General features: G+C 65.6%; 29 protein-coding genes. 10 read left to right on the forward strand and 19 right to left on the reverse strand.

The window, feature by feature from the left end; translation table 11 throughout:
• Nucleotides 1-69: 69 nt before the first annotated feature.
• From C444_RS16015 to C444_RS16025, 3 genes are all read right to left on the reverse strand, one after another.
• Nucleotides 70-1,533, reverse strand: coding sequence for a single-stranded-DNA-specific exonuclease RecJ (locus C444_RS16015; protein WP_004594052.1), 1,464 nt, complete (start codon nt 1,531-1,533; stop codon nt 70-72).
• A 75-nt stretch (nt 1,534-1,608) separates the two neighbouring features.
• A complete protein-coding gene (locus tag C444_RS16020; RefSeq protein WP_004594053.1) occupies nt 1,609-2,145 on the reverse strand; it encodes a hypothetical protein in 537 nt (178 codons plus the stop codon).
• 4 nt (nt 2,146-2,149) lie between these two features.
• The gene (locus C444_RS16025) at nt 2,150-2,404 is read right to left on the reverse strand and encodes a hypothetical protein (RefSeq protein WP_004594054.1); all 255 of its coding nucleotides are present in this window, start codon (nt 2,402-2,404) and stop codon (nt 2,150-2,152) included.
• A gap of 215 nt (nt 2,405-2,619) precedes the next feature.
• On the opposite strand from C444_RS16025, the gene C444_RS16030 reads away from it, so the two are divergent.
• On the forward strand, nt 2,620-3,345 hold the full coding sequence (locus C444_RS16030) for a PspA/IM30 family protein (protein WP_004594055.1): 726 nt from the start codon (nt 2,620-2,622) through the stop codon (nt 3,343-3,345).
• A 31-nt stretch (nt 3,346-3,376) separates the two neighbouring features.
• Here C444_RS16030 and C444_RS16035 read toward each other — a convergent pair whose 3' ends face one another.
• The 6 genes from C444_RS16035 to C444_RS16060 all read right to left on the reverse strand — a co-directional run bounded on the left by C444_RS16035 (nt 3,377) and on the right by C444_RS16060 (nt 7,617).
• Nucleotides 3,377-4,174, reverse strand: coding sequence for a uroporphyrinogen-III synthase (locus C444_RS16035; RefSeq protein WP_004594057.1), 798 nt, complete (start codon nt 4,172-4,174; stop codon nt 3,377-3,379).
• Entirely contained in the window at nt 4,174-4,935 is a 762-nt protein-coding gene (cobA, locus tag C444_RS16040; protein WP_004594059.1) for a uroporphyrinogen-III C-methyltransferase, read from the reverse strand. The genes C444_RS16035 and cobA overlap by 1 nt, the downstream gene beginning before the upstream one ends.
• The gene (gene hemC, locus C444_RS16045) at nt 4,932-6,086 is read right to left on the reverse strand and encodes a hydroxymethylbilane synthase (RefSeq protein WP_004594061.1); all 1,155 of its coding nucleotides are present in this window, start codon (nt 6,084-6,086) and stop codon (nt 4,932-4,934) included. Before hemC ends, cobA begins: the two co-directional genes overlap by 4 nt.
• A 56-nt stretch (nt 6,087-6,142) precedes the next feature.
• Nucleotides 6,143-6,415 carry a hypothetical protein gene (locus tag C444_RS16050; protein WP_004594063.1) on the reverse strand — a complete coding sequence of 91 codons (273 nt, stop codon included), beginning with the start codon at nt 6,413-6,415 and terminating at the stop codon, nt 6,143-6,145.
• Nucleotides 6,416-6,479: 64 nt separating this feature from the next.
• Entirely contained in the window at nt 6,480-7,025 is a 546-nt protein-coding gene (locus C444_RS16055; protein ID WP_004594064.1) for a CDP-2,3-bis-(O-geranylgeranyl)-sn-glycerol synthase, read from the reverse strand.
• A 217-nt stretch (nt 7,026-7,242) separates the two neighbouring features.
• On the reverse strand, nt 7,243-7,617 hold the full coding sequence (locus tag C444_RS16060; protein WP_004594065.1) for a NifU family protein: 375 nt from the start codon (nt 7,615-7,617) through the stop codon (nt 7,243-7,245).
• A 145-nt stretch (nt 7,618-7,762) separates the two neighbouring features.
• Here C444_RS16060 and C444_RS16065 point away from each other — a divergent pair, with 145 nt between their 5' ends.
• Complete coding sequence (locus C444_RS16065; protein ID WP_004594066.1) at nt 7,763-8,287, forward strand: helix-turn-helix domain-containing protein; 525 nt, start codon at nt 7,763-7,765, stop codon at nt 8,285-8,287.
• Nucleotides 8,288-8,294: 7 nt separating this feature from the next.
• Here C444_RS16065 and C444_RS16070 read toward each other — a convergent pair whose 3' ends face one another.
• Nucleotides 8,295-8,768, reverse strand: coding sequence for a DUF6789 family protein (locus C444_RS16070; RefSeq protein WP_004594067.1), 474 nt, complete (start codon nt 8,766-8,768; stop codon nt 8,295-8,297).
• 147 nt (nt 8,769-8,915) lie between these two features.
• On the opposite strand from C444_RS16070, the gene C444_RS16075 reads away from it, so the two are divergent.
• Nucleotides 8,916-9,488, forward strand: a complete 573-nt coding sequence (locus tag C444_RS16075) for a peroxidase-related enzyme (protein ID WP_004594068.1) — start codon at nt 8,916-8,918, stop codon at nt 9,486-9,488.
• A 24-nt stretch (nt 9,489-9,512) separates the two neighbouring features.
• Here the strand turns inward: C444_RS16075 and C444_RS16080 are convergent, their stop codons facing one another.
• Nucleotides 9,513-9,680, reverse strand: coding sequence for an FmdB family zinc ribbon protein (locus C444_RS16080; RefSeq protein WP_004594069.1), 168 nt, complete (start codon nt 9,678-9,680; stop codon nt 9,513-9,515).
• Nucleotides 9,681-9,823: 143 nt separating this feature from the next.
• Between C444_RS16080 and C444_RS22435 the strand changes: the two genes are divergently transcribed.
• The 4 genes from C444_RS22435 to ribB all read left to right on the forward strand — a co-directional run bounded on the left by C444_RS22435 (nt 9,824) and on the right by ribB (nt 12,578).
• Nucleotides 9,824-9,961, forward strand: coding sequence for a hypothetical protein (locus C444_RS22435; RefSeq protein ID WP_004594070.1), 138 nt, complete (start codon nt 9,824-9,826; stop codon nt 9,959-9,961).
• A gap of 79 nt (nt 9,962-10,040) precedes the next feature.
• On the forward strand, nt 10,041-11,021 hold the full coding sequence (gene twy1 / locus C444_RS16085) for a 4-demethylwyosine synthase TYW1 (RefSeq protein ID WP_004594071.1): 981 nt from the start codon (nt 10,041-10,043) through the stop codon (nt 11,019-11,021).
• Nucleotides 11,022-11,218: 197 nt separating this feature from the next.
• The gene (locus tag C444_RS16090) at nt 11,219-11,917 is read left to right on the forward strand and encodes a DUF120 domain-containing protein (protein WP_004594072.1); all 699 of its coding nucleotides are present in this window, start codon (nt 11,219-11,221) and stop codon (nt 11,915-11,917) included.
• A complete protein-coding gene (ribB, locus tag C444_RS16095) occupies nt 11,904-12,578 on the forward strand; it encodes a 3,4-dihydroxy-2-butanone-4-phosphate synthase (protein WP_004594073.1) in 675 nt (224 codons plus the stop codon). The genes C444_RS16090 and ribB overlap by 14 nt, the downstream gene beginning before the upstream one ends.
• A gap of 138 nt (nt 12,579-12,716) precedes the next feature.
• On the opposite strand, the gene C444_RS16100 is transcribed toward ribB, so the two are convergent.
• Nucleotides 12,717-12,947, reverse strand: coding sequence for a hypothetical protein (locus C444_RS16100; RefSeq protein WP_004594074.1), 231 nt, complete (start codon nt 12,945-12,947; stop codon nt 12,717-12,719).
• A 213-nt stretch (nt 12,948-13,160) separates the two neighbouring features.
• Here C444_RS16100 and C444_RS16105 point away from each other — a divergent pair, with 213 nt between their 5' ends.
• Entirely contained in the window at nt 13,161-14,093 is a 933-nt protein-coding gene (locus C444_RS16105; RefSeq protein ID WP_004594075.1) for a branched-chain amino acid transaminase, read from the forward strand.
• Between the two features lie 19 nt (nt 14,094-14,112).
• Here C444_RS16105 and C444_RS16110 read toward each other — a convergent pair whose 3' ends face one another.
• From C444_RS16110 to C444_RS16120, 3 genes are all read right to left on the reverse strand, one after another.
• Nucleotides 14,113-14,772 carry a DUF502 domain-containing protein gene (locus C444_RS16110; protein ID WP_004594076.1) on the reverse strand — a complete coding sequence of 220 codons (660 nt, stop codon included), beginning with the start codon at nt 14,770-14,772 and terminating at the stop codon, nt 14,113-14,115.
• 103 nt (nt 14,773-14,875) lie between these two features.
• Entirely contained in the window at nt 14,876-16,051 is a 1,176-nt protein-coding gene (gene dgoD, locus C444_RS16115; protein ID WP_004594077.1) for a galactonate dehydratase, read from the reverse strand.
• Between the two features lie 193 nt (nt 16,052-16,244).
• Nucleotides 16,245-17,129, reverse strand: a complete 885-nt coding sequence (locus tag C444_RS16120) for a ketopantoate reductase family protein (RefSeq protein ID WP_004594078.1) — start codon at nt 17,127-17,129, stop codon at nt 16,245-16,247.
• An 88-nt stretch (nt 17,130-17,217) separates the two neighbouring features.
• On the opposite strand from C444_RS16120, the gene C444_RS16125 reads away from it, so the two are divergent.
• Nucleotides 17,218-17,775, forward strand: a complete 558-nt coding sequence (locus C444_RS16125; protein ID WP_004594079.1) for a hypothetical protein — start codon at nt 17,218-17,220, stop codon at nt 17,773-17,775.
• Between the two features lie 48 nt (nt 17,776-17,823).
• Here C444_RS16125 and C444_RS16130 read toward each other — a convergent pair whose 3' ends face one another.
• The 3 genes from C444_RS16130 to C444_RS16140 all read right to left on the reverse strand — a co-directional run bounded on the left by C444_RS16130 (nt 17,824) and on the right by C444_RS16140 (nt 20,736).
• Nucleotides 17,824-18,126 carry a DUF7130 family rubredoxin-like protein gene (locus tag C444_RS16130; RefSeq protein ID WP_004594080.1) on the reverse strand — a complete coding sequence of 101 codons (303 nt, stop codon included), beginning with the start codon at nt 18,124-18,126 and terminating at the stop codon, nt 17,824-17,826.
• A 118-nt stretch (nt 18,127-18,244) separates the two neighbouring features.
• Complete coding sequence (metX, locus tag C444_RS16135; protein ID WP_004594081.1) at nt 18,245-19,453, reverse strand: homoserine O-acetyltransferase MetX; 1,209 nt, start codon at nt 19,451-19,453, stop codon at nt 18,245-18,247.
• Nucleotides 19,450-20,736 carry an O-acetylhomoserine aminocarboxypropyltransferase/cysteine synthase family protein gene (locus C444_RS16140; protein WP_004594082.1) on the reverse strand — a complete coding sequence of 429 codons (1,287 nt, stop codon included), beginning with the start codon at nt 20,734-20,736 and terminating at the stop codon, nt 19,450-19,452. The genes metX and C444_RS16140 overlap by 4 nt, the downstream gene beginning before the upstream one ends.
• Nucleotides 20,737-20,879: 143 nt before the next feature.
• On the opposite strand from C444_RS16140, the gene C444_RS16145 reads away from it, so the two are divergent.
• Complete coding sequence (locus tag C444_RS16145) at nt 20,880-21,833, forward strand: AAA family ATPase (protein ID WP_004594083.1); 954 nt, start codon at nt 20,880-20,882, stop codon at nt 21,831-21,833.
• Nucleotides 21,834-21,875: 42 nt separating this feature from the next.
• Here C444_RS16145 and C444_RS16150 read toward each other — a convergent pair whose 3' ends face one another.
• Nucleotides 21,876-23,489, reverse strand: coding sequence for a DUF7519 family protein (locus tag C444_RS16150; RefSeq protein ID WP_004594084.1), 1,614 nt, complete (start codon nt 23,487-23,489; stop codon nt 21,876-21,878).
• Nucleotides 23,490-23,491 lie beyond the last annotated feature (2 nt).

Below are 23,491 nucleotides of genomic sequence, written 5' to 3' on the forward strand. Positions count from 1 at the left end.
TAGCTTTTATTGCTGATACTGACAGTCACTGTCGTCGGTCGGCCTGCCGCTTAGTTTGCTACGTTTCGACTATGATACTTGTTTGCTGATAATCTCGTCGGCCGCCTCGATGAACGCCGACTCCTCGCCGGCTGGGATGGTCGCGCCCGCCGCAATGTCGTGGCCGCCGCCGTCACCGCCGACGGACTGTGCGGCGTCGCGCATCACGACCGAGAGGTCCACGCCTCGGCCGACGAGCGGGCCGGTCGCCCGCGAGGACACCTTCGTCTCGTCTTCGTCAGTGGTGGCGAACGCGATGATGGGTTTGTCCGAATCGACGCCGTCGGTCCCTAGGGCCATCCCGGCGACGATACCGACGATGGTCTCGCGGATGGCGTCGCCGGCGTCGAACCACTGGACGGTCCCGGCCTGTGTGACGCCGCGCTCCTTGACGAGCGTGAGTCCCTCCGAGAGGTTCCGGCGGTGGTTCGACAGCAGTGTCCGCGCCCGTTCAAGCGGCGCGTCGCGCTCGCCGAGACAGACCGCTAGTCCCACGTCCGCCCGCTCGTAGCGGGCCGTGGCGTTCAACAGCGTCGAGAACTCGCTCGCGTCCCTGAGTTCCGTCCCGCGCGGTTCCGCGGTCAGCGTGTAGGTCGTGCCGATGAGTGTCTCTATCTTGTCCGCCGGGACGCCACGCTTGACGGCGCGCTGGACCAGCCCGCTGGCGACAGTCTGGCGCTCGTCGTCGGAAAGGTCCGCCCACGTACGCCAGTCAGCGTCAGCTTTCAGGTCCAGCCCGAGGCCTTCGAGGAACCGCGTCGCGCCGGCCTGATCGTTCGAGATGCCAGGTATCGGGACTTCGGTCGCGTACTCAAGCAGTTTCGGTAACGGTCGGGTCTGTTTGCCGTACAGCGAGAGATCGGTCCCCTCCTCCAGCACGTCAGCGTCGATGCCCTCCTCGACAAGGCCGGCGTTGGCCCCGACGAGTTCGCCGCCGACGGCCTGCATGTCACCCACAGCGCCGACGACTGCCAGCGCGGCGAGGTCGCGGTTGTCCGTCCCTTCGGTCGAGAGCGCGCGGGCGAGGACGTACGCCGCGCCCGCACCCGAAAGCTCCGACGCCCCGTTGATGCCTTCGGGGAGCGGATTGAGATGCGTCTCGAAGTCGGCGTAACCGTCAGTGTCGACGACCGCATCGGGGTGGCAGTCGTCCGGGTCCGACGGCTGGTGGTGGTCAGCGATGATTGCCTCGAAATCGCCGGCGGCGACGTGCTCGGAGATAACGTCTAGCTGGCCCGACCCGAAATCCGTGAACAGCACGGTGTCGTACTCGCGGGTCGCGATGCTCTGGATTTCGGTGGCATCGAGTTGCTTCTTGAACACGGTCTCGACGGGAATACCGGCCCGCGACAGCGCCGCGGTAGCGATGGCGGCGCTGGTCAGCCCGTCGGCGTCGATGTGGGAGGCCAGCAACACGCGGTCGGCCGCCCGGAGTCGGTCGGCACAGGCGGCCGCGCGGTCGGCGAGCGCTGGAACGGGCCCGGTCGTAGTCATCGTACCGGTGATAGGTGCGCTCCGGCATAAAAACGTTCAGACGCGCTGGCAGTCGTACCAGATCGACCGACCCCGTCAGGCGACCTCCCGCTGATCGCTGAGCGTGACCGTCCGGTCGGCTGCCTCGACGGTCGTTCGAATGGTTATCCAGCCGTCCGCCTGTTCGATAGCGTACGCGTCGCCGAACGACAGGTCGACGCGCCGAGTCGTGGTGTAGGACCCCTCCGATTCAAGTGAACCCACGTCCTCGGAACCCTCCCAGACCACGTCGCCATCGGTCGAATTCCCCGCGTAAATACGCGTGTAGACGGTGACATCCGCCGCCGGGCTGTTCTGCTGGTTTGTCAGCGTCGAGTTCACGTCTCGACAGGTCCGGCCACACTCCTCGATGGAGTCGACACTGAACGCGAACGGCGGGGTGCTTGCCGCGCCACCGTCAGAATCAGTATTGTCAGTGTTTGAGGTGGCTTCGGTGGTCTCCGTCGGGAACTCCGACAGGTCCTCGCCACTGCTTTCCGCCTGGAACGGGCCGAGGCCGGCGACGAACGCGCCGCTGACACCCGCGAGCAGGAGCACGACAGCGCCGCCGATGGCGAGTAGCCTTCCGTTCATCAGTCTACGTCCCGGCCCCTGTCGCCGCCCCGCTCACGTCCCGGCCGGGGCTGTCGTCGCTCCCACCAGCGAGGAACTCCTGAATCGCTTCGATAATCGGTGTCACAAAATCAGGAACCTGATCCGGGAAGCCGCCTGGCGGGCCGACGGCGTTCCGCGCGTCGGCCCCGCTTGCTGTGGGTAGGGTCGTGTCAGCGCCGGTGAGGAGAGTCAACGCCAGCACTAGCGTACCGACCGTGCGCAGTGTGGTCCGTGTCATCAACGCCTATTGGTTGCTTCCGGCATCCATCAAGTAGTCAGACGGTAAAATCGAATAGCCACGGGTTTCCGTTGTTGTGACCGATTAACCCCGTATTAAATCGAGTAGTACCCTGTTATTATAATGCCTACAGTCATACGAAGTGACATGAGTGTTGTCACGACCGAGCCGCAGTCGGAATCGCTTCGAGTTCCTGTCCGACCGGAGCAGTCTCGATGAGTCTGCTCCGACGGTTCGCGTTCGCAATCCGCGCCAAGCTCAACGCCCTTCTCAGTCGGACTTCGGACCCGGCGGCGGAGCTTGACTACTCATACGAACAGATGCGGGACGAACTGCAGGACGTGACCCGCGGTATCGCCGACGTGACGACCCAGAAGAAACGCTTAGAGATCCACCGAACTCGGTTGCGGTCGAACGTCGAGAAACACGACACGCAGGCCCGGGCCGCCCTGCAGGAAGGGCGTGATGACCTCGCACGCCGGGCGCTGGAAAAGAAGCAGGTGAACGTCAGCCAGATAACGGAGCTGACGGGCCAGATTGACGACTTACAGGAGACACAGGACCGGCTGGTCGGCAAGCGGGCCGAACTCAGCAGCCAGATAGAACAGTTCCGGACGAAAAAAGAGACGATGAAAGCCCGCTATCAGGCCGCCGAGGCATCGGCGCGGGTCTCGGAAGCGTTTACCGGCGCTGGCGATACGATGGCCGACGTGCACCGCTCCATCGAGCGCGCGACGGAGCGCACGGAGCAGATGGAGGCGCGCGCGGCCGCGCTGGAAGAACTCGAAGAGAGCGGCCAGCTCGAATCCGTGCTCGACGAGGGCGACTCTATCGATCAGGAACTCGACCGCCTCTCCAGCGAGCGGGCGGTCGAAAACGAGCTAGCGACGCTACGGGCAGAGATGGACGAGCGTGAGGCCGTGGAAGAAGCCGCAGAATAGCTCGGGCAGGCGTCGAAACTATACAGAGCCGTTATTCGTGGTGTGTCGGAGCGGCAGCTTCGACGGCCTCGCAAGCCAATGCCTCGAAGTCGGCCTGGTCGGGAACGACATCGACGTCGATGCCGGCGGCTTCGGCCGTCTCCTGCGTCGGCTCGCCGATAGCGCCGACGGTCGCTTCGTTCAGTCCATCGATAGCGGCCTCGCGGACCCCGCGCTCGGCGGCCGCATCGAGGAAGTGCTCGACCGTGAGTGAGGAGGTAAACAGCGCCGCGTCGAGGTCGCCGTCGGCCGCCAGGTCCGCTGATTCGCCCGACCCTTCTGGCCGGACCAGCCGGTACAGCACGGTTTCGTGGACATACGCGCCGGCGGCCTCCAGTCCGTCGGTCAGCACCGCGGAGCCGTGGTCCGACCGGGCGACTTCGACCTTCGTGCCGTCGACTGCGTCGGCCAGGGCGTCGACCAACCCCGACGAGGAGTACTCCGCGGGGATGACGTCGACGCCGTAGCCGGCCTCGTGGAGCGCCTCGGCGGTCGACTCGCCGATGGCACACACCGTCGCCTTGCCGGGGTCCCAGCCGGCTTCGGCGGCGAGTTCGACACCGGTCTTGCTCGTCAAGACGACGAAGTCGGCGTCGGTGCGGGGTGTGACTCGGTCGTCGTCATCGCCATCGGCTGTATCACTGTCCTCGGCCGCCGTCGCCGGTTCGACGGCCAGCATCGGGTCCGGAACCGGGTCGGCACCGAGCGATTCCAGCAGTTCGACCGCGTCGTCGAGACGCTCGTCGTCGGGGCGGAAGGCAGCCACGCGCAGGCGCGGTTCCTCGCGCATCAGTACCCCTCCAGAAACTCTACCACCCGTTCGCGCTCGCCGGCTACCTCGCCGATGACGGTGATAGCGGGCGGTTCGATACCGGCCTCGTCGCGGACCGAGACGATAGTGTCGAGCGTGCCGGTGGCGACCTGCTGGTCGGGCCAGGTCGCCCGCTCAATGAGCGCGACTGGCGTGTCGGGGTCCATGCCCGCGTCACGCAGGGCCTCGGTGTACTGGGGCAGTTTGCCGACGCCCATCAGGACGACGAGCGTGCCGCCGGTCGCCGCGAGCGCGTCCCAGTCGACAGCGGACTCGTCCTTCGTAGGGTCCTCGTGGCCCGTGACGAATGAGACCGAGGACGTGTAATCGCGGTGCGTGACCGGAATTCCGGCGGCTTCCGCGCCGGCGATTGCGCTCGTGATGCCGGGGACGATTTCGACCGGAATCCCGTTGTCCGCGAGATGGGCCAGTTCCTCGCCACCGCGGCCAAAGACCGTCGGGTCGCCGCCTTTCAGCCGGACGACGGTGTTGCCCTCTTCGGCTAGTTCGACCAGCCGGGCGTTGGTGTACTCCTGTGGCGTCCACTCGCCACCGGCGCGTTTGCCCACGTCCTCGCGTTTCTCCTCGGGGATCATCCCGATGATTTCCGGGCCGGGGAGCTTGTCGTGTAACACCACGTCGGCCTCCTCCAGCAGGCGCTTTGCCTTGACCGTCAACAGGTCCGGGTCGCCGGGGCCGGAACCGACCAGATACACCTTTCCAGGGGCGGCGTCCGTCATTCCTCGTCCTCCTCCCGCGCCGTTGAAGCGTCGTCGTCCGCCCCCGTCGAGTCTCGCTTGGCCTCGGCGATGAGGTCATCAGCACCCTGCTCGGCGAGTTCCGCCGCGAGGTCCTGTGCCGCGTCGATGTGGTACTCGGCCGGGATGTCGCGGCCAACTGAGACTTCCTCTGTGCCGTCCTGTGAGAGGACGCGCACTCGCGTGTGGACGACCCCGCCTTCCAGGTGGGCGTGGACGCCGATTGGCGCGACGCAGCCGCCACCGAGATCTTCGAGAATCGTCCGCTCGACGGTCGTCTCGACACGCGTTTGAGGGTCGTCTAGCCGGTCCTTGATATCCAGCGCGAGGTCGCCATCGACGGCGGTCACCGCCAGCGCGCCCTGGCCCGGAGCCGGCACGAACTGGTCTGGGTCGAGGTCGGCCATGCCGACGTAGCGCGTGAGGCCAGCCCGGTGGAGTCCCGCCTTCGCCAGCACGATAGCGTCGTATTCTACGTCCGGGTCCCGCTCCATCGCCCGCCGCTCGAATTCGGTGAGGTCGTCGAACCACTCCTCGACCGTGCGGTCGTAGGGGTGTTCTTCTTCTTCGTCGGTGTCGGGGTCGCCGGCGTTGCCCTTCCGCTCCTGTTCGGCCTCGTGGCGCTCCTGGTGTTCCTGCTGGAGCGACGGGGCCAGCAGCTTCGCGATGCGCGTGTCGACGTTGCCCCGGAGCGGTTCCACGGTGAGATCGTCGCGCTCGGCAAGCAACTGCGCCTTGCGTCGCAGGCTAGACGTGCCGACGGTCGCGCCGTCCGGCAGTTCATCGAGCGAACGGCCGTCGGGCGTCACCAGCACGTCCTCGGCGGCGGCCCGCTCGGGAACCGCCGCGACGACGAGTCGGTCGGGCCGTTCGGTCGGCATGTCCTTCATCGAGTGGACCGCCGCATCGAGTTCGCCGTCGAGCACCTTCTCGTCGAGGCTGCGAACGAACGCGCCGGTCTTGCCCAGTCGGTGGATGAGTTCATCCCGTATCTGGTCGCCCGTCGTCTCCACTTCAACAAGTTCAACCGACAGTCGGCGACTGCTCAGCGAATCCCGAACCGTCGCCGCCTGGCGCAACGCGAGGTCCGATCCCCGGGTCGCCAGTTGCAGTGTCTCCCCGCGTGTTGTCATACACGACAGTCCTCGGTCAGCGCGTAAAAACGCACTTCTTCGCCGATTCGATGTCGCTACGCAGTCGTCTCAGCGAACACAGTTCCGAGCACGCACTGCGAAAGGAATCCCCCAACAAATGCCGTCACGCCGCCGGCAACGAGGGCAAAGTCGATCAGTCTGTTGAGCATGTCGATGGGACCGACGCTGATTGTGAGGACTACGTACGCGTGCAGGAGCACATACATGGTCGGCAGAAAGACCGCCGTACAGAGCACGCCGGCAGCCGTCGCACGTCGAATGACCGGCGGAGCACGTCTAACGACCGGGAGGGAACTGGTCAGGGCCATCGAATGCGGTTTTGTAGAGAATACACATAGTTCTGTGGTGTAGCCCGTGAGTCGCCACGGCGCCTTACCACGGCTCGTTTTTCAGGCCAAGCAGGTAGGCGATGCCGTTGGTCACGACGTGTAACACCGGCGTCGCGACGACAACGACGACCAGCACCGGGAGCGTGAACGTCTCGGTGAACCACGACGGCGCGGCCATGAGCGCACAGAGCAACGCTCCGACGACGAAGTCCAGCTGGTCCAGCCCCGGGAACGCGGCCCCGCGCTCACGGCCCGTCCGGCGTTTGAGGAAGGACGCGCCGATGTCACCGAGCATCGCGCCGAAGGCGAGTCCGAGTCCCGCACGGAGCGAAAACGTCGGGAGGTCGGCTCCCAGTGCAGCGCTCACGCTGGGTTCGACCTGTGTCAATGCGAGCGCGAGTGCCGTCCCGGCGGCGGTGCCGATGAGCGTCCCGCGCCAAGTCTTGCCGTCGCCCAGCACTCGCCGCCCGCCCCACGTCCGGCCACCGTCTATCGGTCTGCCGCCGCCAGCGAGTACCGCGGCGTTGTTCGGAATGTACGCCGGCAACATCGCCCACAGCGCCCAGACGACAGTCTCGACCGTCTCCATATCCCCGCCGTCTGCCCGCGTCGTCTTAATCTGTGTGGCTCGCCGTTGCAGTATGTGTCTGCATGTCTGTGAATACGTAGAGCCAGAAAGCCCCAGAGCCATGGACTCGGCCCCTTTCAGTCCACCCGTTCCGGCTGTTGAACACAGAGACGGCGACCCACACAGACGCGTCCACACCTGTGGCTAGTCACGAATCTAAAAAGGTCGAAAACTGGCTTCAGAACGGCGCTTCGGGGCCTTCGTCTTCGTCGCCGCCGACGTCGCCGCCGCGGGACTCGCCGGGGAAGGACGGGCTCATGCCGCCGCTGCCGCCGGACATCCCTTCCTGCTGGTCCATCCCGGTGCGCGCGGTGACCTCGTTGATCTCCGGGATCTCCTTGGTCATGCGCGTCTTGATGGCCTGGATGGTCATTGGCGAGATGCCACAACCGGAACAGGCGCCGCCGAGGCGGATCGTGACGCTGCCTTCCTCGCGGTCGATCTCCTCGATGGCCGCGCTCCCGCCGTGCATCTGGATCTGGGGGAAGTTACGGCGCAGGAAGTTCGTGATTCGCTCGCGCAGGTCGTTGGCGTCCTCTGTCTCAGTGCTCATAGTGAATTGTATTCCGTCCCGGGAGGGCTTAGACCTTTGGACTAACATCTATATGACGGGCGAGAAACCGCGACCCACCGGCACCCGCTCGTAGTTACCCCGACCATACCTGAAGCTTCTACGGGCGGGGCGAGTATCCCGTCGTATGACACCCGCCGCTGACGAGACACGGCTGTTCGAGTGTGAGACCTGCGGCGGCGTCGGCATCGGGCACAACCGCCCGACCTGCTGTGGCGACTCGATGACCGGAGTCGGGACGACGGAGACGGCAGTCAGTAAGCCGTCCCTCGAAACCCTGCTGCAGACCGTCTTCGACATGTCCGGCACCGAACTGGACGTCTGTCTCTGCGTGATGGAAGGGGGTGAGCTGACGGTGACAGCACTGGCCGAGCAGATCGGCTACGAACGGAGCGTCGTCGCGCGGCATCTCAACCACCTCGCCGACCTCGGCGTCGTCGAAAAGCGCCGACGGATCAGGCCGGAGGGGGGCCACGTCTACGTCTACACGCCACAGCCACCCGAAGTGGTTCGAGAGCGGCTCCGCGGGGAGTTCCTGTCGTGGGTGCGGCTGGCAACTGCGCAGCTGGACGACCTGCAACGCGAGAAGGTCGAGGCGATAGCCGACGCCGAGACCGACGAGCGCCAGTGGACTGTGTTTCAGGAGCAGTAGCGGAGCGTCACAGCCGGTCCGCTGTCACGGCGTAGACGCCGCCGAGAACGGAGCCGTAGACGACGTGCCACAGCAGCGATGGCGGCGCGAAGTTCGGGAACGGCGGCGAGGCTGGCGAGCCGACCGCGCCGAGCCAGACTGGCATCACGAGCGCGGCGAAGACGGCCCACGTGACGACGCCCCAGCCGACGCCGAGACCGAGCAGTTTCCCGGACGAATCCGTGTGCAGCAGACTCGCCAATCCGGCGAACATCACGCCCATCACGGCCCCGTGCGAGAGGTGGACGACGAGGCCGGCCCCTGGACTCGGCGGCGGTGCGAGCCCGTACAGGGACGGGATTGCGACGGCGAGCGTCGGCGGATTCATCACCAGTATCAGCGCACCCATAACGGCACTCCCGGCGATGCCGCCGAAGACGCCGGCCTTCCAGTTGCCGGTACCGAGATCGTACGTCTGCGTCGTTTCTGTCGTTATTGACATGCAGGTGAACGGTCACGCTGTCTAGCAAAAGAGCCGGCGTGGCTGTTCAGCAACGTGCCACGACCCCGCAAGAACTTTACACCGACTCTGGCCGGCATGGCCAGACAGGCAACCAACTTTCAAGCCGGGGCCGGACGGACAGGTGGTATGGCAGACTCCGACACGGTGATGGCTCGGTTCGATACCCCGGACATCGACGACCTCCCAGAGGACCTGCAGGAGCGCATCGCGGAGGAAACCGAGCGCGCCGGCTTCACGCCGAACATCTTCCCGGCGATGGCGTATCGACCCTCGCATTTCCGGGCGTTTTTCGCGTACCACGACGCCCTGGTCGAGGAGACGGCGCTCGAACGTGAAGAGGTCGAGATGATAATCGTCGCCGTCAGCGGCGTCAACGACTGCCTCTACTGCGTCGTCGCCCACGGCGCGCTGCTGCGTATCTACGCCGACGCACCCAAGCTCGCCGAGCAGGTCGCCGCGAACCATCGGACAGCCGAGATCAACGAGACACACACGGCGATGCTCGATTTCGCGGTGAAACTGACCGAATCGCCCGCCCGTATCGAGGACGCGGACCTCGAACGGCTGGAGGACCACGGCTACAGCCGCCGCGCTATCTGGGACATCGGCAGCGTCGCTGCCTTCTTCAACCTCTCGAATCGCCTCGCACAGCTCGCCGACATCCGCCCGAACGACGAGTTCTACGACCTGGGCCGGTGATGCGGCCGGCGGCTGGCTGCGCTCTCACGCCGCCTCGGCGGGCTGCACCGAGCCAGCGCCACACTCCGGACAGGTCAGGCCCTCGACCGTCGCCGCGCGCTGTGCGAACTCAGTCCCGCAGTCGCCACAGCGGAACCTGTACTGTCGCTCTCCGGAGCCGAACAGCTCGGAGACCGTGTCAAGCACACCCATACTAGTACACTCAGCGTCGAAGCCCCAAAATCTTCCGGCTGAGATACATCTTCGACGGGGTTTGATACATATAGCATACGTCACAGCGCATATCTATACACCTAGTAGTTCTGGTCTTGCCTATCAGGGGCATCCACAGATGTATGAGCGAAACACTCTACCTGATGCAGAAAGACAGCGAAACGCGGATCGAGGTCGACACCGACGGCTACGACCGGATCATGGAGAACGGCAACGTCGTCGGCCACCACATGAGCAACCCCATCGTCAAACTGACGTAAGCTCGACGCAGTTCCGAGTCATCGCTGCTGACGCACAACATCCGGGAGTTTTTGCCGCTGGCTGTCGAAGCCGACTGCAATGAGTGACGCCGACGGCGGTCCGAAGCAGGTCTCGGACCCGGCCTACCACAGCGAGAACCACACGGCCGCCCAGACCTGCGGCTGGACGAAAAACGCCCTGCGCGGGGAGGGGAAGTGTTACAAGTACATTTTCTACGGCATCGAGTCCCACCGCTGCATCCAGATGACGCCGGTCGTGAAATGCAACGAGCGCTGCGTCTTCTGCTGGCGCGACCACGCCGGCCACGCGTACGAACTCGGCGACGTGGAATGGGACGACCCCGCGGCGGTCGCCGACGCCTCCGTGGAACTCCAGCGGAAACTCCTCTCCGGCTTCGGCGGCAACGACGAAGTCCCACGCGAGGTGTTCGACCAGGCGATGGAGCCCCGGCACGTCGCTATCTCGCTGGACGGCGAACCCACGCTCTACCCGCACCTGCCGGAACTCATCGAGGAGTTCCACGACCGCGACATCACCACGTTCCTCGTCTCCAACGGAACTAACACAGAGATGCTGGAGCGGTGTGACCCGACCCAGCTGTACGTCTCCGTCGACGCCGCCGACCGCCAGACGTTCGATTCGACGGTGCAAGCGATGGAAAACGACGCCTGGGACTCACTCATCGACACGCTGGACGTGCTGGCCGAGAAACACGACACCCGCACCGTCATCCGGACGACGCTGGTCAAGGGCCACAACATGCACCACCCCGAGTGGTACGCGGCGATGTGTGACCGGGCCGACGCGGACTTCGTCGAGATGAAGGCGTACATGCACGTCGGCCACTCGCGGGGCCGTCTCGACCGGGATTCGATGCCCGACCACAGCGAGGTCCGCGAGTTCACACAGGAGATGGGCGAGTACCTGCCCGACCACGACGTGCTGAAGGAGGTCGAAGATTCCCGCGTGGCGATGCTCGCCGAGGACGAGAACACGTGGGTCCCGAAACTGGAGAAGTCGAGCGAGTTCTGGGAGCAGGATTCGCTCGTGGAATACTGACGGTATCGTGCGACAAGAGACCACCATCACAGCAGTGTGACGGAGTCGAACGTGTTAGGCGGCGGTTTAAATTGTATCCAGCATGAACGGAAAGACGCGCTTCTGCTACCAACCCCGTACCAGTTTTTCTCCGTTCCAAAAGTGGAATGCATTCCACCTTCGGTATGCTTATCCGGCGGGAATCCCTATTGCAGTGCATGGCTGAATCAACGGGACAGGGCGTCGGTCGGGACGAACTGGCGACGCTGAAACTGCTCGCCCTCGACGGTGCGCTCGACGAATCGACGAAAGTGTCCTGTGCCGACCTCGCCGAACGGTTGGACGCCTCGAACCAGACCGCCTCACGGCGGCTCCAGCGGCTCGAAGACGCTGGATTGCTGGCCCGGGACATCGTCAGCGACGGGCAGGAGGTGGAGCTAACTGGCGACGGTGAGCGCCGCCTCCAGTCTGAGTACGCCGACTACCGGCGCATCTTCGAATCTGACGCCAGCGTCGATCTGACCGGCGTCGTTACCTCGGGGATGGGCGAGGGTCGCCACTACATCACGCTACCGGGCTACATGGAACAGTTCATCGAGCGGCTGGGGTACGAGCCGTTCGCGGGCACGCTCAACCTCGAACTCACGGCCGAGAGCGTCCGCAAGCGAGCGCGGATGAGCGCCATCGAGCCGGTCACCATCGAGGGCTGGGAGGACGACGAGCGGACGTACGGCCCCGCGTACTGCTACCCCGCCTCGATAGAGGGCAGCGACGGCGAGTACGAGCCGGCCCACGTTATCGCGCCCGAACGGACCCACCACGGCGAGGAGCAACTCGAAGTGATCGCACCCGAGAAGCTCCGTGGCGTGCTGGAACTGGCCGACGGTGACGAGGTGATCGTGCATGTCTCGGAGTGAGGAAACCGCCGTTGATGCCGACAGTGTGGCCGACGCCGTCGCCGCCTTCGCCCGCGGCGAACCGGTGCTGATCCACGACGCCGCCGACCGCGAAGGCGAGACCGACCTTATCTATCCGGCCGGCGCTGTCTCCTCCGAAGCCGTCGCCCGGATGCGCAACGACGCCGGCGGCCTCATCTGCGTTGCGCTCTCGGACCGCGTTGCCGAGGCGCTGGAGCTACCGTTCATGCAAGAGGTCCTCGACCACCCGACGGCGGCCGACCACGACCTCGCCTACGACGAGCGCTCCTCGTTCTCGCTGACGGTGAACCACCGCGACACGTTCACCGGCATCACCGACGACGACCGCTCGCTGACGATTCGGGAACTGGCTGCCGTCGCGGCGGACCCGGACCCGGACGTGTTCAGCGACGCCTTCCGGTCGCCAGGCCACGTCCACCTCCTCCGGGCGGCCCCGGACGGCCTTTCCGACCGCGAAGGTCACACTGAACTCGCGCTCGCGCTCGCGGCCGCGGCCGACCTGCCCGAGGCCGCCGTCGTCTGTGAGATGCTGGACGACGAGACCGGCGCGGCGCTGCCCCCGGCGGCGGCGCGGGCCTACGCCGAGCGTGAGGGACTGGTGTACGTCGAAGGCGCAAGCCTGCTAGAACGGTTCGACTGAAACTGGCGGCTGTAGCTGAGACATAATAGTCGCCACTCCGTAGCGCCAGGATTGTTGAGAGACCGGCATCCAACAGTATGAGAAGTGGGCAGCTACTGTTTATCGCCGATAGTCACGGAACCGGACCGAGGTTGCAAGTCAGAAGGGTGTATCCGCCGCCGCTGCAAGTTGTCTGAGACCGCTGGCGACGAGGTACAGCGCCGCTCCAGTGAGCAACGCGATACCCATGGCCCGAGAGAGCCCGGGGACCGGTGATTCGACGACACCGGAGAGATTGCGCGTGATGACCTCGGCCTGAATCAGGAGCAGGCCCAGCGGCAGCAACAGGACAGCGACGCTACGGTGGAGCGACCGCTTCAGCGAGGACATGTACAGTGCGGAGGGCCAGATTTCACTAAAGCGTTTGTGGTCGGCGGGGCAGTCCCCTATACTGGACATCCGAGGCAATGCGATCCTGACCCACGGGGTATCGTCAACACTCTTAACCACGGGAATCAATGGGGTAGATATGACACACGACGAGACAGCAGGAGGCATCACTCGCTGGCATCGAGACTGTCGACGTACCGGAGGGGTCGTGCGATGAGCGACCGTCCGGAGATGTTCGAGGGGACCGAGCGTATCTGGATGGACGGCGAGTTCGTCGACTTCGAGGACGCACAGACCCACGTTCTCACGCACGCGCTGCACTACGGCACCGGCGTCTTCGAGGGTGTCCGCTGTTACGACACTGAACAGGGGCCGGCCATCTTCCGCTGGGAAGAACACCTCGACCGCCTGTACAAGTCCGCAAAGCCCTACGACCTCGACATCGAGTTCACCAAGGACGAACTCACTGAGGCGACGACAGAACTCATCGCGTCGGAAGGGTTCGAGTCGTGTTACATCCGCCCCATCGTCTACTACGGCTTCGACTCGCTCGGCGTGAGCCCGAAAGACTGTCCGACGAAGACCACCATCGCAGCGTGGCCGTGGGGCGCGTATCTAGGCGAGGAAGCGCTGGAGGAGGGCGTCGACGTGATGGTGTCGTCGTGGCGTAAGCACGCCTCCAGCCAGATTCCGACCAACATCAAGACCACGGGGCTGTACGTCAACAGCATGCTCGCCGGCGAGGAGGCCCGCCGCAACGGCTACACCGAGGCCATCGTCCTGAACAAGGAGGGTAACGTCGCCGAAGGCCCGGGCGAGAACATCTTCATGGTCCGGGACGGCGAGATCTACACCCCCGGATTGGCCGAGAGTATCCTCGAAGGCATCACCCGCAACACCGCAATCACGCTTGCCGAAGAGATGGGGTACACCGTCCACGAGGAGGCGACTATCTCCCGCGGTGAGCTATACACCGCTGACGAACTGTTCTTCACCGGGACAGCGGCGGAGGTCACGCCCATCCGGAGCGTCGACGACAACGAGATCGGCGAAGGGACGAAGGGGCCGGTCACCGACGAACTCCAGTCGGCCTTCTTCGACGTGATCGAGAGCGGCGACCGCGAAGAATGGTTCCACTACGTCTGACGGTCGCTGAGCGGCGCTGTTAATCGTCCGCGATCTCTTCCTCGTCCGCGACCGGTATCGGCGTGGCGTTGCTGCGGTCGGTGTCGCCGAAGCCGGCACTGAGGATGCGTGTCAGGGCTTCCTCGACGCGTTCATCGATTTCCTCGTAGCGGTGCGGTTCGACCTCAACGACGTAGCCGGTCGTGATGTTCGGCGCTGTTGGCAGGAAGAGCACGTCACGGCCGTCGTCAGTCGTCTGCCCCGTTTTGAACGCCGTCATCCGCATCCCGTCCCACACTTCGAGTTTCACCGGCGCTTGGAGGTCTTCGGTTCCCCCGACAGCCGTCTCGACCGCCATCTTCGAGGCGTTGTACACCACCCGGAGCCCGGGGACGTGGTTCATCGCGTCGTCGATGGCCCGTTCGACGATGTCCCCGAAGGCCGTCCGCATCAGATAGCCGATGGAGAACACGATGAGGACGAAAATGATCAGCGTCGTGAACACCCGTGCGAGTTCGACAGACGGCTCTCCCGAAGGGAGTCCAAGCGCCGACAGCAACTGGCTGTCGATGGCGTCGATGACCGCTGCGGACGCGAGAATCGAGTAGAGATAGAGAATGACGTACGCTGTCACCAGAAGCGGCAACAGGATAATAAGGCCGCTCGCGAAATCGCGCTTCCACGACGTTGAGGAGGCCATACAGATATCTATCGGGCGCGGGATATGAGCGCTTTCCTTTACTGTGTGAACTACTACTCACACGGTTTCTGACGGAGGAGTGTGACGGGAACCACCGCTGCGGCTACCACTCGGCGACGCTGCCGTCGTCGTGTCGCCAGACCGGGTTGTGCCAGTCGACCTCCTGTTGGGACTGTTCCCGGAGGAACGCCTCGTCGATGTCGATTCCGAGGCCAGGGTCGGTGGGCACGGTGACGAACCCGTCCTCGTAGTCGAACACGGACGGGTCTTCGAGGTAGTCCAGCACGTCCGTCGTCTCGTTGTAGTGGATGTTGATGCTCTGCTCCTGGATGAGTGCGTTGGGCGAGCAGGCATCGACCTGCACACACGAGGCCAGCGCGACCGGACCGAGCGGACAATGGGGGGCCATCGCTACGTCGTAGGCCTCGGCCATCGACGCGATCTTGTACACCTCGGTGATGCCGCCGGCGTGGGAGAGGTCCGGCTGGATCACGTCGACGGCGCCGTCCTCGAACACCTCCTTGTAGTCCCACCGCGAGTACATCCGCTCGCCGGTCGCGATGGGAATGTCGGTGTGGGCCGCGAGCGCCGGCAGCGCGTCGTTGTGCTCTGGCAGCACCGGCTCCTCGATGAACATCGGCTCGTGGGGCTCTAGCGCGGACGCCAGGCGCTTGACCATCGGCTTCGTGACGCGGCCGTGGAAGTCGACGCCGATGTCGACCTCGGGACCGACGGCCTCTCTGACCTCCCGGAGGCGAGTCGCGGCGGCCTCGACCGCCGCCGGGTTGTCGACGCGCTCGATTTCGGGCGTCGCGTTCATCTTCAGCGCCGTGAACCCGGCGTCGACCTGCTCCTGTGCGGCGCTGGCCACGTCGGATGGCTCGTCGCCGCCGATCCACTGGTACACCCGAATCCGGTCCCGGGCCTGGCCGCCAAGTAGCTGGTGGACCGGCGCGCCGAGTTGCTTGCCCTTGATGTCCCACAGCGCCTGGTCGATGCCGGCGATAGCGGACATCAAGACCGGGCCGCCGCGGTAGAAGCCACCGCGATACATCGCCTGCCAGTGGTCCTGAATGTTCTCAGGGTTCTTCCCAACGAGATAGCTGTCCAGCAGTTCCTCGACGCCCGCACGCACCGTATGCGCCCGTCCCTCAACAACGGGCTCGCCCCAGCCGACGGTGCCGTCGGCCGTCTCCAGTCGGAGGAAGAGCCAGCGGGGCGGCACCTCGAACAGTTCGTAGTCGACGATGCGGTTGCCGCTCGCGTCCTCGGCTGTCATTTCAACGTCCCCCAGACTGTGTCATGTGACTTAGTCTCACGGAAAGCGCTACGTGGCGGTTCAAGACGCTCTACGGCGATTTTTCCGCTCATGTGACAGACCATAGGTGACACTTATTTAGTCGTTGTGTCATTCCCAAAGCGTCCTCAGCCGCCAATATCCCGCTCAGCCCTCGAATTGAGTGCCGATGACCCTACCGCTCACGATGGCGCTCCCACGTGCGGACGAGCCCGGCAAGCGTCTCGTTCACGGGCACCGGTTCCGTCGCGGTATCGACGACGTAGCCGTTGATGGCGTCTATCTCGGTTTGCTGACCGGCCGAGATATCCTGATACATCGACGAGTGATTGGCGGCGGTGTCATCGACGACACGCTCGACGAGCGACACCGCACGCTCGTCGGGGAGGTCGATGTCCTGTTCGCGGGCAACAGCAGCTGTCTCACGGGCGGCGTCCGCGGCGATAGCGTCGGCCGGCGGGTCGGCCAGCGCGCCGTTCTCCACCCGGGCGAGCGCCGTCACCGCGTTGATGCCGGCATTGACCGCGAGTTTCTCCCAAAGGCGGGTCGGCATGTCCGCCGCGACGGTCGTCTCGATGCCCGCTGCACGGAACGCCGCTCCGACATCGTCGGCGACTGCGGACCGGCCGCCGTTGCGGTCCCCCAGCACGATTTCGCCGCGGCCGGTGAACGCGACGGTACCCGGCTCTCGAAGTCGCGCGCCGTAGGAGCACGTCCCTGCCAGCACCGGACAGTCGAGTTCGGCGGCCAACTGCGACTCGTTGCCCATTCCGTTCTGCAGCGAGAGACAGGCGTCGAGGGCGCAGTCCGCGAGGTCCGTCGCAACGGCGGCGGTGTCGTAGGCCTTGACCGTCACCAGTGCGAGGTCGGCACGGTCCGGCACCACCGTCTGTGCGTTCGGGTGGACCCGAAACTCCTCGGTCCCGACGACGGAAAGGCCACGCTCGGTAACGGCGCTCACGTGTGGCTCGCGGCCCACGAGCGTCACGTCGTGTTCGCGGGCGAGCAGGCCACCGACGAGGCTGCCGAGGCTCCCGGCTCCGACGACGGCGATATCCATACCGACGAGCAGGGACGGCCCGGACAAAAACCCATCACCGGCAGGCGAAATCAGCACGCACTTGGCTGTGAGTGGTGAACCAACGAGTATGGGCGACTCCGACGACGCCGAGGCAGTAGTTCGGGCCATCGACGAAATCGGTATCGACCGACTGACCGAGACAATCGTCACGGCGTGGGAGGGCATCGGTGGCGGCGTCAAACCGGGGCCGACCTGGCCGGAAGACGAAACCAGGCGTGGGTTCGAACTGGCCGACCCCGACGAGGCGGTCGGGCTGGACGTGCTCGCAGCGGTGCTGGACGCGTCACCGCGATCCCCCGCAAAAGCGTTCGTCCACCTCGGTGTCGGACGGCGAGACACCCCCCAGCACGAACGGTTTGCTGTCGAGACACTCGCGGGCCACACCGACGTTTCGGCTACCGATACACACACGACTGGGACGGTGCCGATGACGGCAGAGACGTTCGACGCGCTGGCGCGAGTCTATGGGGGGACACTGGTGTACGTCGTCATCGGTGACGAGGACGGACGGGCGATTCTCGAACTCGACTGGACGACGCTCCGGTTCTCGCTCCCGCCGTCGGCCGCCGAGACAGTACAGGAGACAGTCGGACTGGCCGTCGCAGAGCGATTCGAGCAGACGTAATCACTGCCACGTATACGGTCGGTGGTTCCAGACAGCCACCGAGCCGTCTCAATCTTCCTGCCAGTAGTAGATGTCCTCTTTTGGCGCGTTGCAGGACGGGCATTCGTCGGGGATGTCCTCTATCTGTCCCATTTCGCCGCATTCCCAGCAGCGCCACATCAGTTCGGCCTCGCCCGCGGCCCCGGCGCTGAGATGCTCGCTCGACATCGCTTCGATGCCGTCCTCGACCGTGACGTAGAACCCGTGTTCGTCGAACCCGCGGATGGTTCCGAGTTCGTTACCGTCCTCGTCGTACACCGTCTGTCCGAACGAATACTCCTCGCTTTCGATGTTCGTTGTCATGTCAGCCATACATAGAGCTAGTCGGTCCGAGATGTGTTAAATGCTAGCGTGAGCCGAGAATTGCATGATCAACGAGCCGACCGAGGGAGAGAAGATCGCCCAGTCAGCCCCTGAGACGCCTGCGTCGCTACCGCGAGAACAGGCTGTTGTGGACCGGCGCGAAGTCGCTCTCCTGGGAGTCCTCGACAACCGAGTCGGTGACGGCGTTGCCGTCGACGCCGGCATCGAGGAAGTCCGCGAGCGGTGGCCCGACGTTGTCCGGTTCGACCAGAAACGCGTCGTGGCCGTGGTCGGAGTCGATGACGTGGTGGGCGACGTTCGCCTCAGCCTCCCGAAGCGAGTCGGCCAGTGCCTCGGCCTGCTGGGTGGTGAAGTGCCAGTCGGCGGTAAAGGACATCACCAGCGCGTCGCCATCGAAGGCCGCCAGTGCGTTCGCGTCGGACTCGAACCCGGCGGCGAGGTCGTAGTTGTCCATCGCACGGGTCAGGTAGAGGTAGCTGTTGGCGTCGAAGCGCTCGGTGAACTTCTCGGCGTTGTAATCGAGGTACGACTCCACGTCGCGGTACGGGAAGAACGCGCCCGCGGCGTCAGTCGGGAACGTGCGAACGGCATCCCGGCCGGCGGCGCGGCGGCCGAACCGCCGCTCCATCGACGCCTTCGAGAGGTACATCACGTGGCCCAGTTGGCGGGCCAGCGCCAGGCCGTCGCTGGGCGGGTCCTGGTCCTCGCCGTAGTAGTGGCCCTGGTTCCAGTTCGGGTCGGTCGTGATGGCTCGCCGGGCGATGGCATCGAGCGAGAGGCACTGTGTGTCCAGTCGCGCGGCCGCGGCGATGGGAACGATACGGTCGACGTGGTCCGGGTGGCGCTTAGCCCACTCCAAGACGTTCATGCCGCCGACGCTGCCGCCGACGACGGCGTGGAGGTGCGGAATCCCGAGTTCGTCAAGGAGTGCTCGCTGGGCTTCAGTCCAGTCTGTGACGGTGACCGGCGGGAAGTCAGTGCCGTAGGGCTCACCCGTCTCCGGGTTCTCGCTTTTCGGTCCCGTCGAGCCGTAACAGGAGCCCGGGACGTTCGCACAGACGACGTAGTACTCCGTGGTGTCGATGGCCTTGCCCGGCCCGACGATGTCGTCCCACCAGGCGCGGGCCTGATCGGCACTGTCGACCCGGTCGCGGCCGGCGACGTGGGCGCTGCCGGTCAGGGCGTGACAGACCAGCACCGCGTTGTCGCCGTCGAACTCCCCGTAGGCCTCATAGGTAATTTCCAGATCCGGAATCGTCTCCCCGCAGTCGAACTCGAACTCACCGAGCGAGACGGTGTCGTGGTCGACGTTCATGTCACGCGGTCGATTGTAGCGTCGATGTCTGCGATGATGTCCTCGGGGTCCTCGATGCCGACGCTGAATCTGAGGAGGTCCGGCGTGACGCCGCTGGCGCGCTGTTCTTCCTCGCTGAGTTGGGCGTGAGTGGTCGAGGCCGGATGGATGACCAGCGTCTTGGCGTCGCCGATGTTGGCGAGGAACTGGGCGAGCTCCGTCTCCTCGCAGAACCGTCGGCCGGCGTCGTAGCCGGCTTCCAGTCCGAACGTAACGATGCCGCCAAATCCGCCGGAGAGGTACTGCTGTGCCAGGTCGTGGGTCTCGTGGCTCTCCAGTCCGGGATAGGTGACCCAGGCGACCTCGGGGTGGTCTTCGAGGTGCCGTGCGACGGTCATCGCATTCTCGCAGTGGCGGTCCATCCGCAGGGAGAGCGTCTCGGCACCTTGGAGGGTTGCCCAGGCGTCGAAGGGCTTCTGACCATCGCCAAGCGAGCGGAGCGCGCGCTGGCGGGCGGCGACGGAGAAGGCGCGGTCCCCGAAGGCATCGGTGAAGTTCTTGCCGAAGGCCTCGTTCTCGCCGCCCAGCTCCGGGAACTTCTTGGGATACTCGTCCCAGGGGAAGGAGCCGCCGTCGACGAGGACGCCGCCGACGGTCGTCCCGGAGCCGTGGATCCACTTCGTCGTCGACTCCCAGAGGAGGTCGACACCGTGGTCCAGCGGGTTACAGAGCGCCGGCGTTCCGAACGTATTGTCGACGAAGACGGGCACGCCGTGGTCGTGGGCCACCTCTGCGATTTCCTCCATCGGCGGGGTGACCAGCGAGGGGTTGCCGATGGTCTCGAAGTGGACGTAGGCCGTGTCCTCGTCGATGGCCTCGGCGTAGGCGTCCGGGTCGAGCGTGTCGACGAACCGCGTCTCGATGCCCCGCCGGCTGGCGGTCTTCGAGAAGTACGAGTGCGTTCCGCCGTAGATAGAGGAGGCCGTCACGATGTTGTCGCCGTTGGCCGCGAGGACGAACGTCCCGGCGTCGAGCGCAGCCATCCCCGACCCCGTCGCGACGGCGTCGACGGCGTTTTCCAGCGACGCGATGCGGTTTTCGAGCATCCGCACTGTCGGGTTGTCGAACCGCGAGTAGACGTTGCCGTCGTCATCTAGGGCGTACCGGTCGGCCGCGGTGTCGGCGTCCTCGAAGACGTACGACGAGGTCTGATAGATGGGCGGCGCGCGTGCCCCCGTCGCCGGGTCCGGCTCCTCCTGGCCGGCGTGGACACAGCGCGTCCCGAATCCGTAGTCGTCAGTCATGTGTGGTATGCATATATCTCTAGCTATCTATAACTCAGAGTTACGGCAATACTCTCTTATTGTGGTGGTATGACACGGAATCAGTTCGCCTGCCGGCGGAACCGAGGGAGAGGGTATTTGTCGGTGGCTGTCTACACGCCGGTATGGACCACGACACTGCCGGACGAACCAGCCGACAGATCCTCGACGCCGTCGGCAGTGCCGTCATCGCTGACGACCACTTCCTCGAAACCGTTATGACCGGGATCCTCGCTCGGGGGCACGTCCTGCTGGAGGACGTGCCGGGCACGGGCAAGACGCTCACCGCCCAGTCGTTCGCGACGGCGCTCGACCTCTCGTTCAAGCGGGTGCAGTTCACGCCGGATCTGCTCCCGTCCGACATCACCGGCTCGAACGTGTTCAACGAGGCCACCGGCGAGTTCGACTTCCAGCCCGGCCCCGTCTTCGCCAACGTCGTGCTGGCCGATGAGATCAACCGCGCCCCACCCAAGACCCAGGCCGCGCTGCTGGAGGCGATGGGCGAGAAACAGGTGACCGTCGACGGCGTGACCCACGACCTGCCCGAACCGTTCTTCGTCATCGCCACACAGAACCCCGTTGAGCAGGAGGGTACCTTCGGCCTGCCCGAGGCCCAGCGGGACCGCTTCATCGTCAAAACGTCGATGGGCTACCCCGACTTCGGCGGCGAGCGCGAACTCATCGACCGGCGGGCCGACCGTACGGCCCAGGCCCCGAGCGTCACCAACGTCATCGACGGAGAGCGGCTGCCGGCGCTGCAGCGGACCGTCGAATCGGTTACCGTCGACGGCACGCTGCGGGACTACGTCGTCGAACTCGGCCGCGCCACCCGCGAGGACGACCGCGTGGACGTCGGCGTCTCGCCCCGTGGCATCCAGCGGCTGTTCGAGGCGACCCGCGCCGCCGCGGTCCTCGACGGCCGCGACTACGCCGTCCCGGACGACGTGAAGAGCGTCGTCGAGGAGGCGTTCGCCCACCGACTCGTGCTGACCGCCGACGCGGGCGTCCGCGGCGTCGACCCGGTGACCGTCGTCGACGACGTGCTGGACCGCGTCGAGGTGCCGGCCGTCAGCCCCTGAGCGTTTCGGGGCCGCCCGGTGGCACAGGCGCTCCAGCGGTCGCTACCGTATCGCAGCCACCAGCGCCAGCACGGCGACGATACAGACTACGAGGCCTGCCACGGCGACTGACGGCTCGACAGCAATAGAACCACGAGCGACGCTGGAGAAGCCCAGTGTCGCCGCCGCGCCGACGCCGCCGACCGCGACGGTTCCACCGGTGTGGACGATCTCGGTGCGGCGCGTCGCGGCCCCGGTACCGACTTCGTGTCCCAGCGTCATCCCGAAGGAACCGGCGTCCCAGACGACGACCGCACCGATCAGCCCCACGAGCACCAGCCACGTCGGAGGGTCGAGCGTCGCAGCAAAAGCGCTCGCACCGAACAACCCGGCGGCGGCGAGCGTGACGCCCGCCGTCCGTTCGCGGAGGTAGCTTGTCGCCAGCGCCACCCAGAGCTGTCCAACTGCGCCGACGACGAAAAACAGCGCTACGACGGCCAGTGCCAGCGTGACTGTCTCTGGGCCGTACACGTCCAGTATCGGAACGAAGAGCTGTTCGACGGCCGCGGCGGCCGGCGTCGTCCGAAGCGCCGTCTCGATGGCATCGACTGCCGGCCCCGCGACTGCAACCACGCCGAGCGTGATGACACCGCCGCCAACGTAGGGCGCGAGGACGGTCCCGACACGGTCGGCCGAACTCTGAACCGTCCGCCGGAGGAACCAGACAGCGACCGAAACGGCCGTCCCGCTGAGGAACAGCCACCAGAGGAGGCCACGGAGGCCCGGGGCGGCCGTGACTGCGACGATGAAGTCGTACAGGACACGCGGGAGCAACGCGGCCATAGACTCCTGGCCGAGGCCGAGTTCGAACAGGCCGGCGACCGGAGCGACCAGCAGGGCGAGCCGCCCCGTCCACCGCAGCGTCCGCTCGACGGCGTCGACGGTCCCGCCGAGGTCGGGCGCGTCGCTCGTCTCCGGGACGAGTTCGGCCAGCGGTAGAGAATCGACGCCCCGGGCCAGCGCCGCGGCGGCGAGGGCGAGCAACAGGCTGAAGATAGCGATATGCGTTCGCCCAGGGACCGGGTCGAACACCGGCCCCAGCACCCGAGTGAGGGCCTCGCCGGTCAGTTGCTGGACACCCGGAGTCCCGGCGTTTGACTGCAAGAAGTCGACGGCACCCCGCGTGAACAGCACGAGGGCAACGGCGAACGGAACAACGGTCGTCCGCACGACGACGCCGCCGTAGGTCTCGACCCGCTCAGTGTCGACGACGCCGCGGGTGGCCGCGGTCGCGCCGAAGACAGCGGTCAAACAGCCCAGGACGACGAACACCTGCGACAGCAGCGTGACGACCGCCGGTCGGATGGCGGCCTGCGAGGCTGCAGGGAACAGTTCGGCACCGAGCGAGACGACCGTCCCACCGGTGGCGACGGAAAGCCCGACGGCGACTGGGAGTGCGAGGACACTGGCCAGTACGGTCCCGACCGCCTGCCAGCGGTCCCAGCCGCTCAGCCACAGCGATAGCGCCAGCACGACGCCGGTCGCCGTACCGACGAGGGCTGCCCGGTTGGCGGAGACGGTTCCCAGCAGTCCCGCGACCAGCAGCGCTGTCACGCCGACGACGATAGCGAGGCTGGTCCGGGGCATCCGGGTCGAGAGTGTGGTGTGGTCGTCCATGG

It is taken from the genome of Haloarcula japonica DSM 6131 (genome assembly GCF_000336635.1).
GTDB lineage: Archaea > Halobacteriota > Halobacteria > Halobacteriales > Haloarculaceae > Haloarcula > Haloarcula japonica.

What these genes read in the sequence shown, in the direction of transcription:
- C444_RS16050 (WP_004594063.1), bottom strand. Translation starts at nt 6,415, where the DNA reads ATGGCCCTGACCAGTTCCCTCCCGGTCGTTAGACGTGCTCCGCCGGTC.
- C444_RS16065 (WP_004594066.1), top strand. Translation starts at nt 7,763, where the DNA reads ATGACACCCGCCGCTGACGAGACACGGCTGTTCGAGTGTGAGACCTGC.
- C444_RS16020 (WP_004594053.1), bottom strand. Translation starts at nt 2,145, where the DNA reads ATGAACGGAAGGCTACTCGCCATCGGCGGCGCTGTCGTGCTCCTGCTC.
- C444_RS16150 (WP_004594084.1), bottom strand. Translation starts at nt 23,489, where the DNA reads ATGGACGACCACACCACACTCTCGACCCGGATGCCCCGGACCAGCCTC.
- C444_RS16015 (WP_004594052.1), bottom strand. Translation starts at nt 1,533, where the DNA reads ATGACTACGACCGGGCCCGTTCCAGCGCTCGCCGACCGCGCGGCCGCC.
- C444_RS16070 (WP_004594067.1), bottom strand. Translation starts at nt 8,768, where the DNA reads ATGTCAATAACGACAGAAACGACGCAGACGTACGATCTCGGTACCGGC.
- metX (WP_004594081.1), bottom strand. Translation starts at nt 19,453, where the DNA reads ATGAACGTCGACCACGACACCGTCTCGCTCGGTGAGTTCGAGTTCGAC.
- C444_RS16120 (WP_004594078.1), bottom strand. Translation starts at nt 17,129, where the DNA reads ATGGATATCGCCGTCGTCGGAGCCGGGAGCCTCGGCAGCCTCGTCGGT.
- C444_RS16080 (WP_004594069.1), bottom strand. Translation starts at nt 9,680, where the DNA reads ATGGGTGTGCTTGACACGGTCTCCGAGCTGTTCGGCTCCGGAGAGCGA.
- C444_RS16125 (WP_004594079.1), top strand. Translation starts at nt 17,218, where the DNA reads ATGGGCGACTCCGACGACGCCGAGGCAGTAGTTCGGGCCATCGACGAA.
- C444_RS22435 (WP_004594070.1), top strand. Translation starts at nt 9,824, where the DNA reads ATGAGCGAAACACTCTACCTGATGCAGAAAGACAGCGAAACGCGGATC.
- twy1 (WP_004594071.1), top strand. Translation starts at nt 10,041, where the DNA reads ATGAGTGACGCCGACGGCGGTCCGAAGCAGGTCTCGGACCCGGCCTAC.
- C444_RS16130 (WP_004594080.1), bottom strand. Translation starts at nt 18,126, where the DNA reads ATGGCTGACATGACAACGAACATCGAAAGCGAGGAGTATTCGTTCGGA.
- C444_RS16075 (WP_004594068.1), top strand. Translation starts at nt 8,916, where the DNA reads ATGGCAGACTCCGACACGGTGATGGCTCGGTTCGATACCCCGGACATC.
- C444_RS16105 (WP_004594075.1), top strand. Translation starts at nt 13,161, where the DNA reads ATGAGCGACCGTCCGGAGATGTTCGAGGGGACCGAGCGTATCTGGATG.
- hemC (WP_004594061.1), bottom strand. Translation starts at nt 6,086, where the DNA reads ATGACAACACGCGGGGAGACACTGCAACTGGCGACCCGGGGATCGGAC.
- C444_RS16060 (WP_004594065.1), bottom strand. Translation starts at nt 7,617, where the DNA reads ATGAGCACTGAGACAGAGGACGCCAACGACCTGCGCGAGCGAATCACG.
- C444_RS16140 (WP_004594082.1), bottom strand. Translation starts at nt 20,736, where the DNA reads ATGACTGACGACTACGGATTCGGGACGCGCTGTGTCCACGCCGGCCAG.
- dgoD (WP_004594077.1), bottom strand. Translation starts at nt 16,051, where the DNA reads ATGACAGCCGAGGACGCGAGCGGCAACCGCATCGTCGACTACGAACTG.
- C444_RS16090 (WP_004594072.1), top strand. Translation starts at nt 11,219, where the DNA reads ATGGCTGAATCAACGGGACAGGGCGTCGGTCGGGACGAACTGGCGACG.
- C444_RS16030 (WP_004594055.1), top strand. Translation starts at nt 2,620, where the DNA reads ATGAGTCTGCTCCGACGGTTCGCGTTCGCAATCCGCGCCAAGCTCAAC.
- C444_RS16110 (WP_004594076.1), bottom strand. Translation starts at nt 14,772, where the DNA reads ATGGCCTCCTCAACGTCGTGGAAGCGCGATTTCGCGAGCGGCCTTATT.
- C444_RS16025 (WP_004594054.1), bottom strand. Translation starts at nt 2,404, where the DNA reads ATGACACGGACCACACTGCGCACGGTCGGTACGCTAGTGCTGGCGTTG.
- C444_RS16145 (WP_004594083.1), top strand. Translation starts at nt 20,880, where the DNA reads ATGGACCACGACACTGCCGGACGAACCAGCCGACAGATCCTCGACGCC.
- C444_RS16035 (WP_004594057.1), bottom strand. Translation starts at nt 4,174, where the DNA reads ATGCGCGAGGAACCGCGCCTGCGCGTGGCTGCCTTCCGCCCCGACGAC.
- C444_RS16055 (WP_004594064.1), bottom strand. Translation starts at nt 7,025, where the DNA reads ATGGAGACGGTCGAGACTGTCGTCTGGGCGCTGTGGGCGATGTTGCCG.
- C444_RS16100 (WP_004594074.1), bottom strand. Translation starts at nt 12,947, where the DNA reads ATGTCCTCGCTGAAGCGGTCGCTCCACCGTAGCGTCGCTGTCCTGTTG.
- ribB (WP_004594073.1), top strand. Translation starts at nt 11,904, where the DNA reads ATGTCTCGGAGTGAGGAAACCGCCGTTGATGCCGACAGTGTGGCCGAC.
- cobA (WP_004594059.1), bottom strand. Translation starts at nt 4,935, where the DNA reads ATGACGGACGCCGCCCCTGGAAAGGTGTATCTGGTCGGTTCCGGCCCC.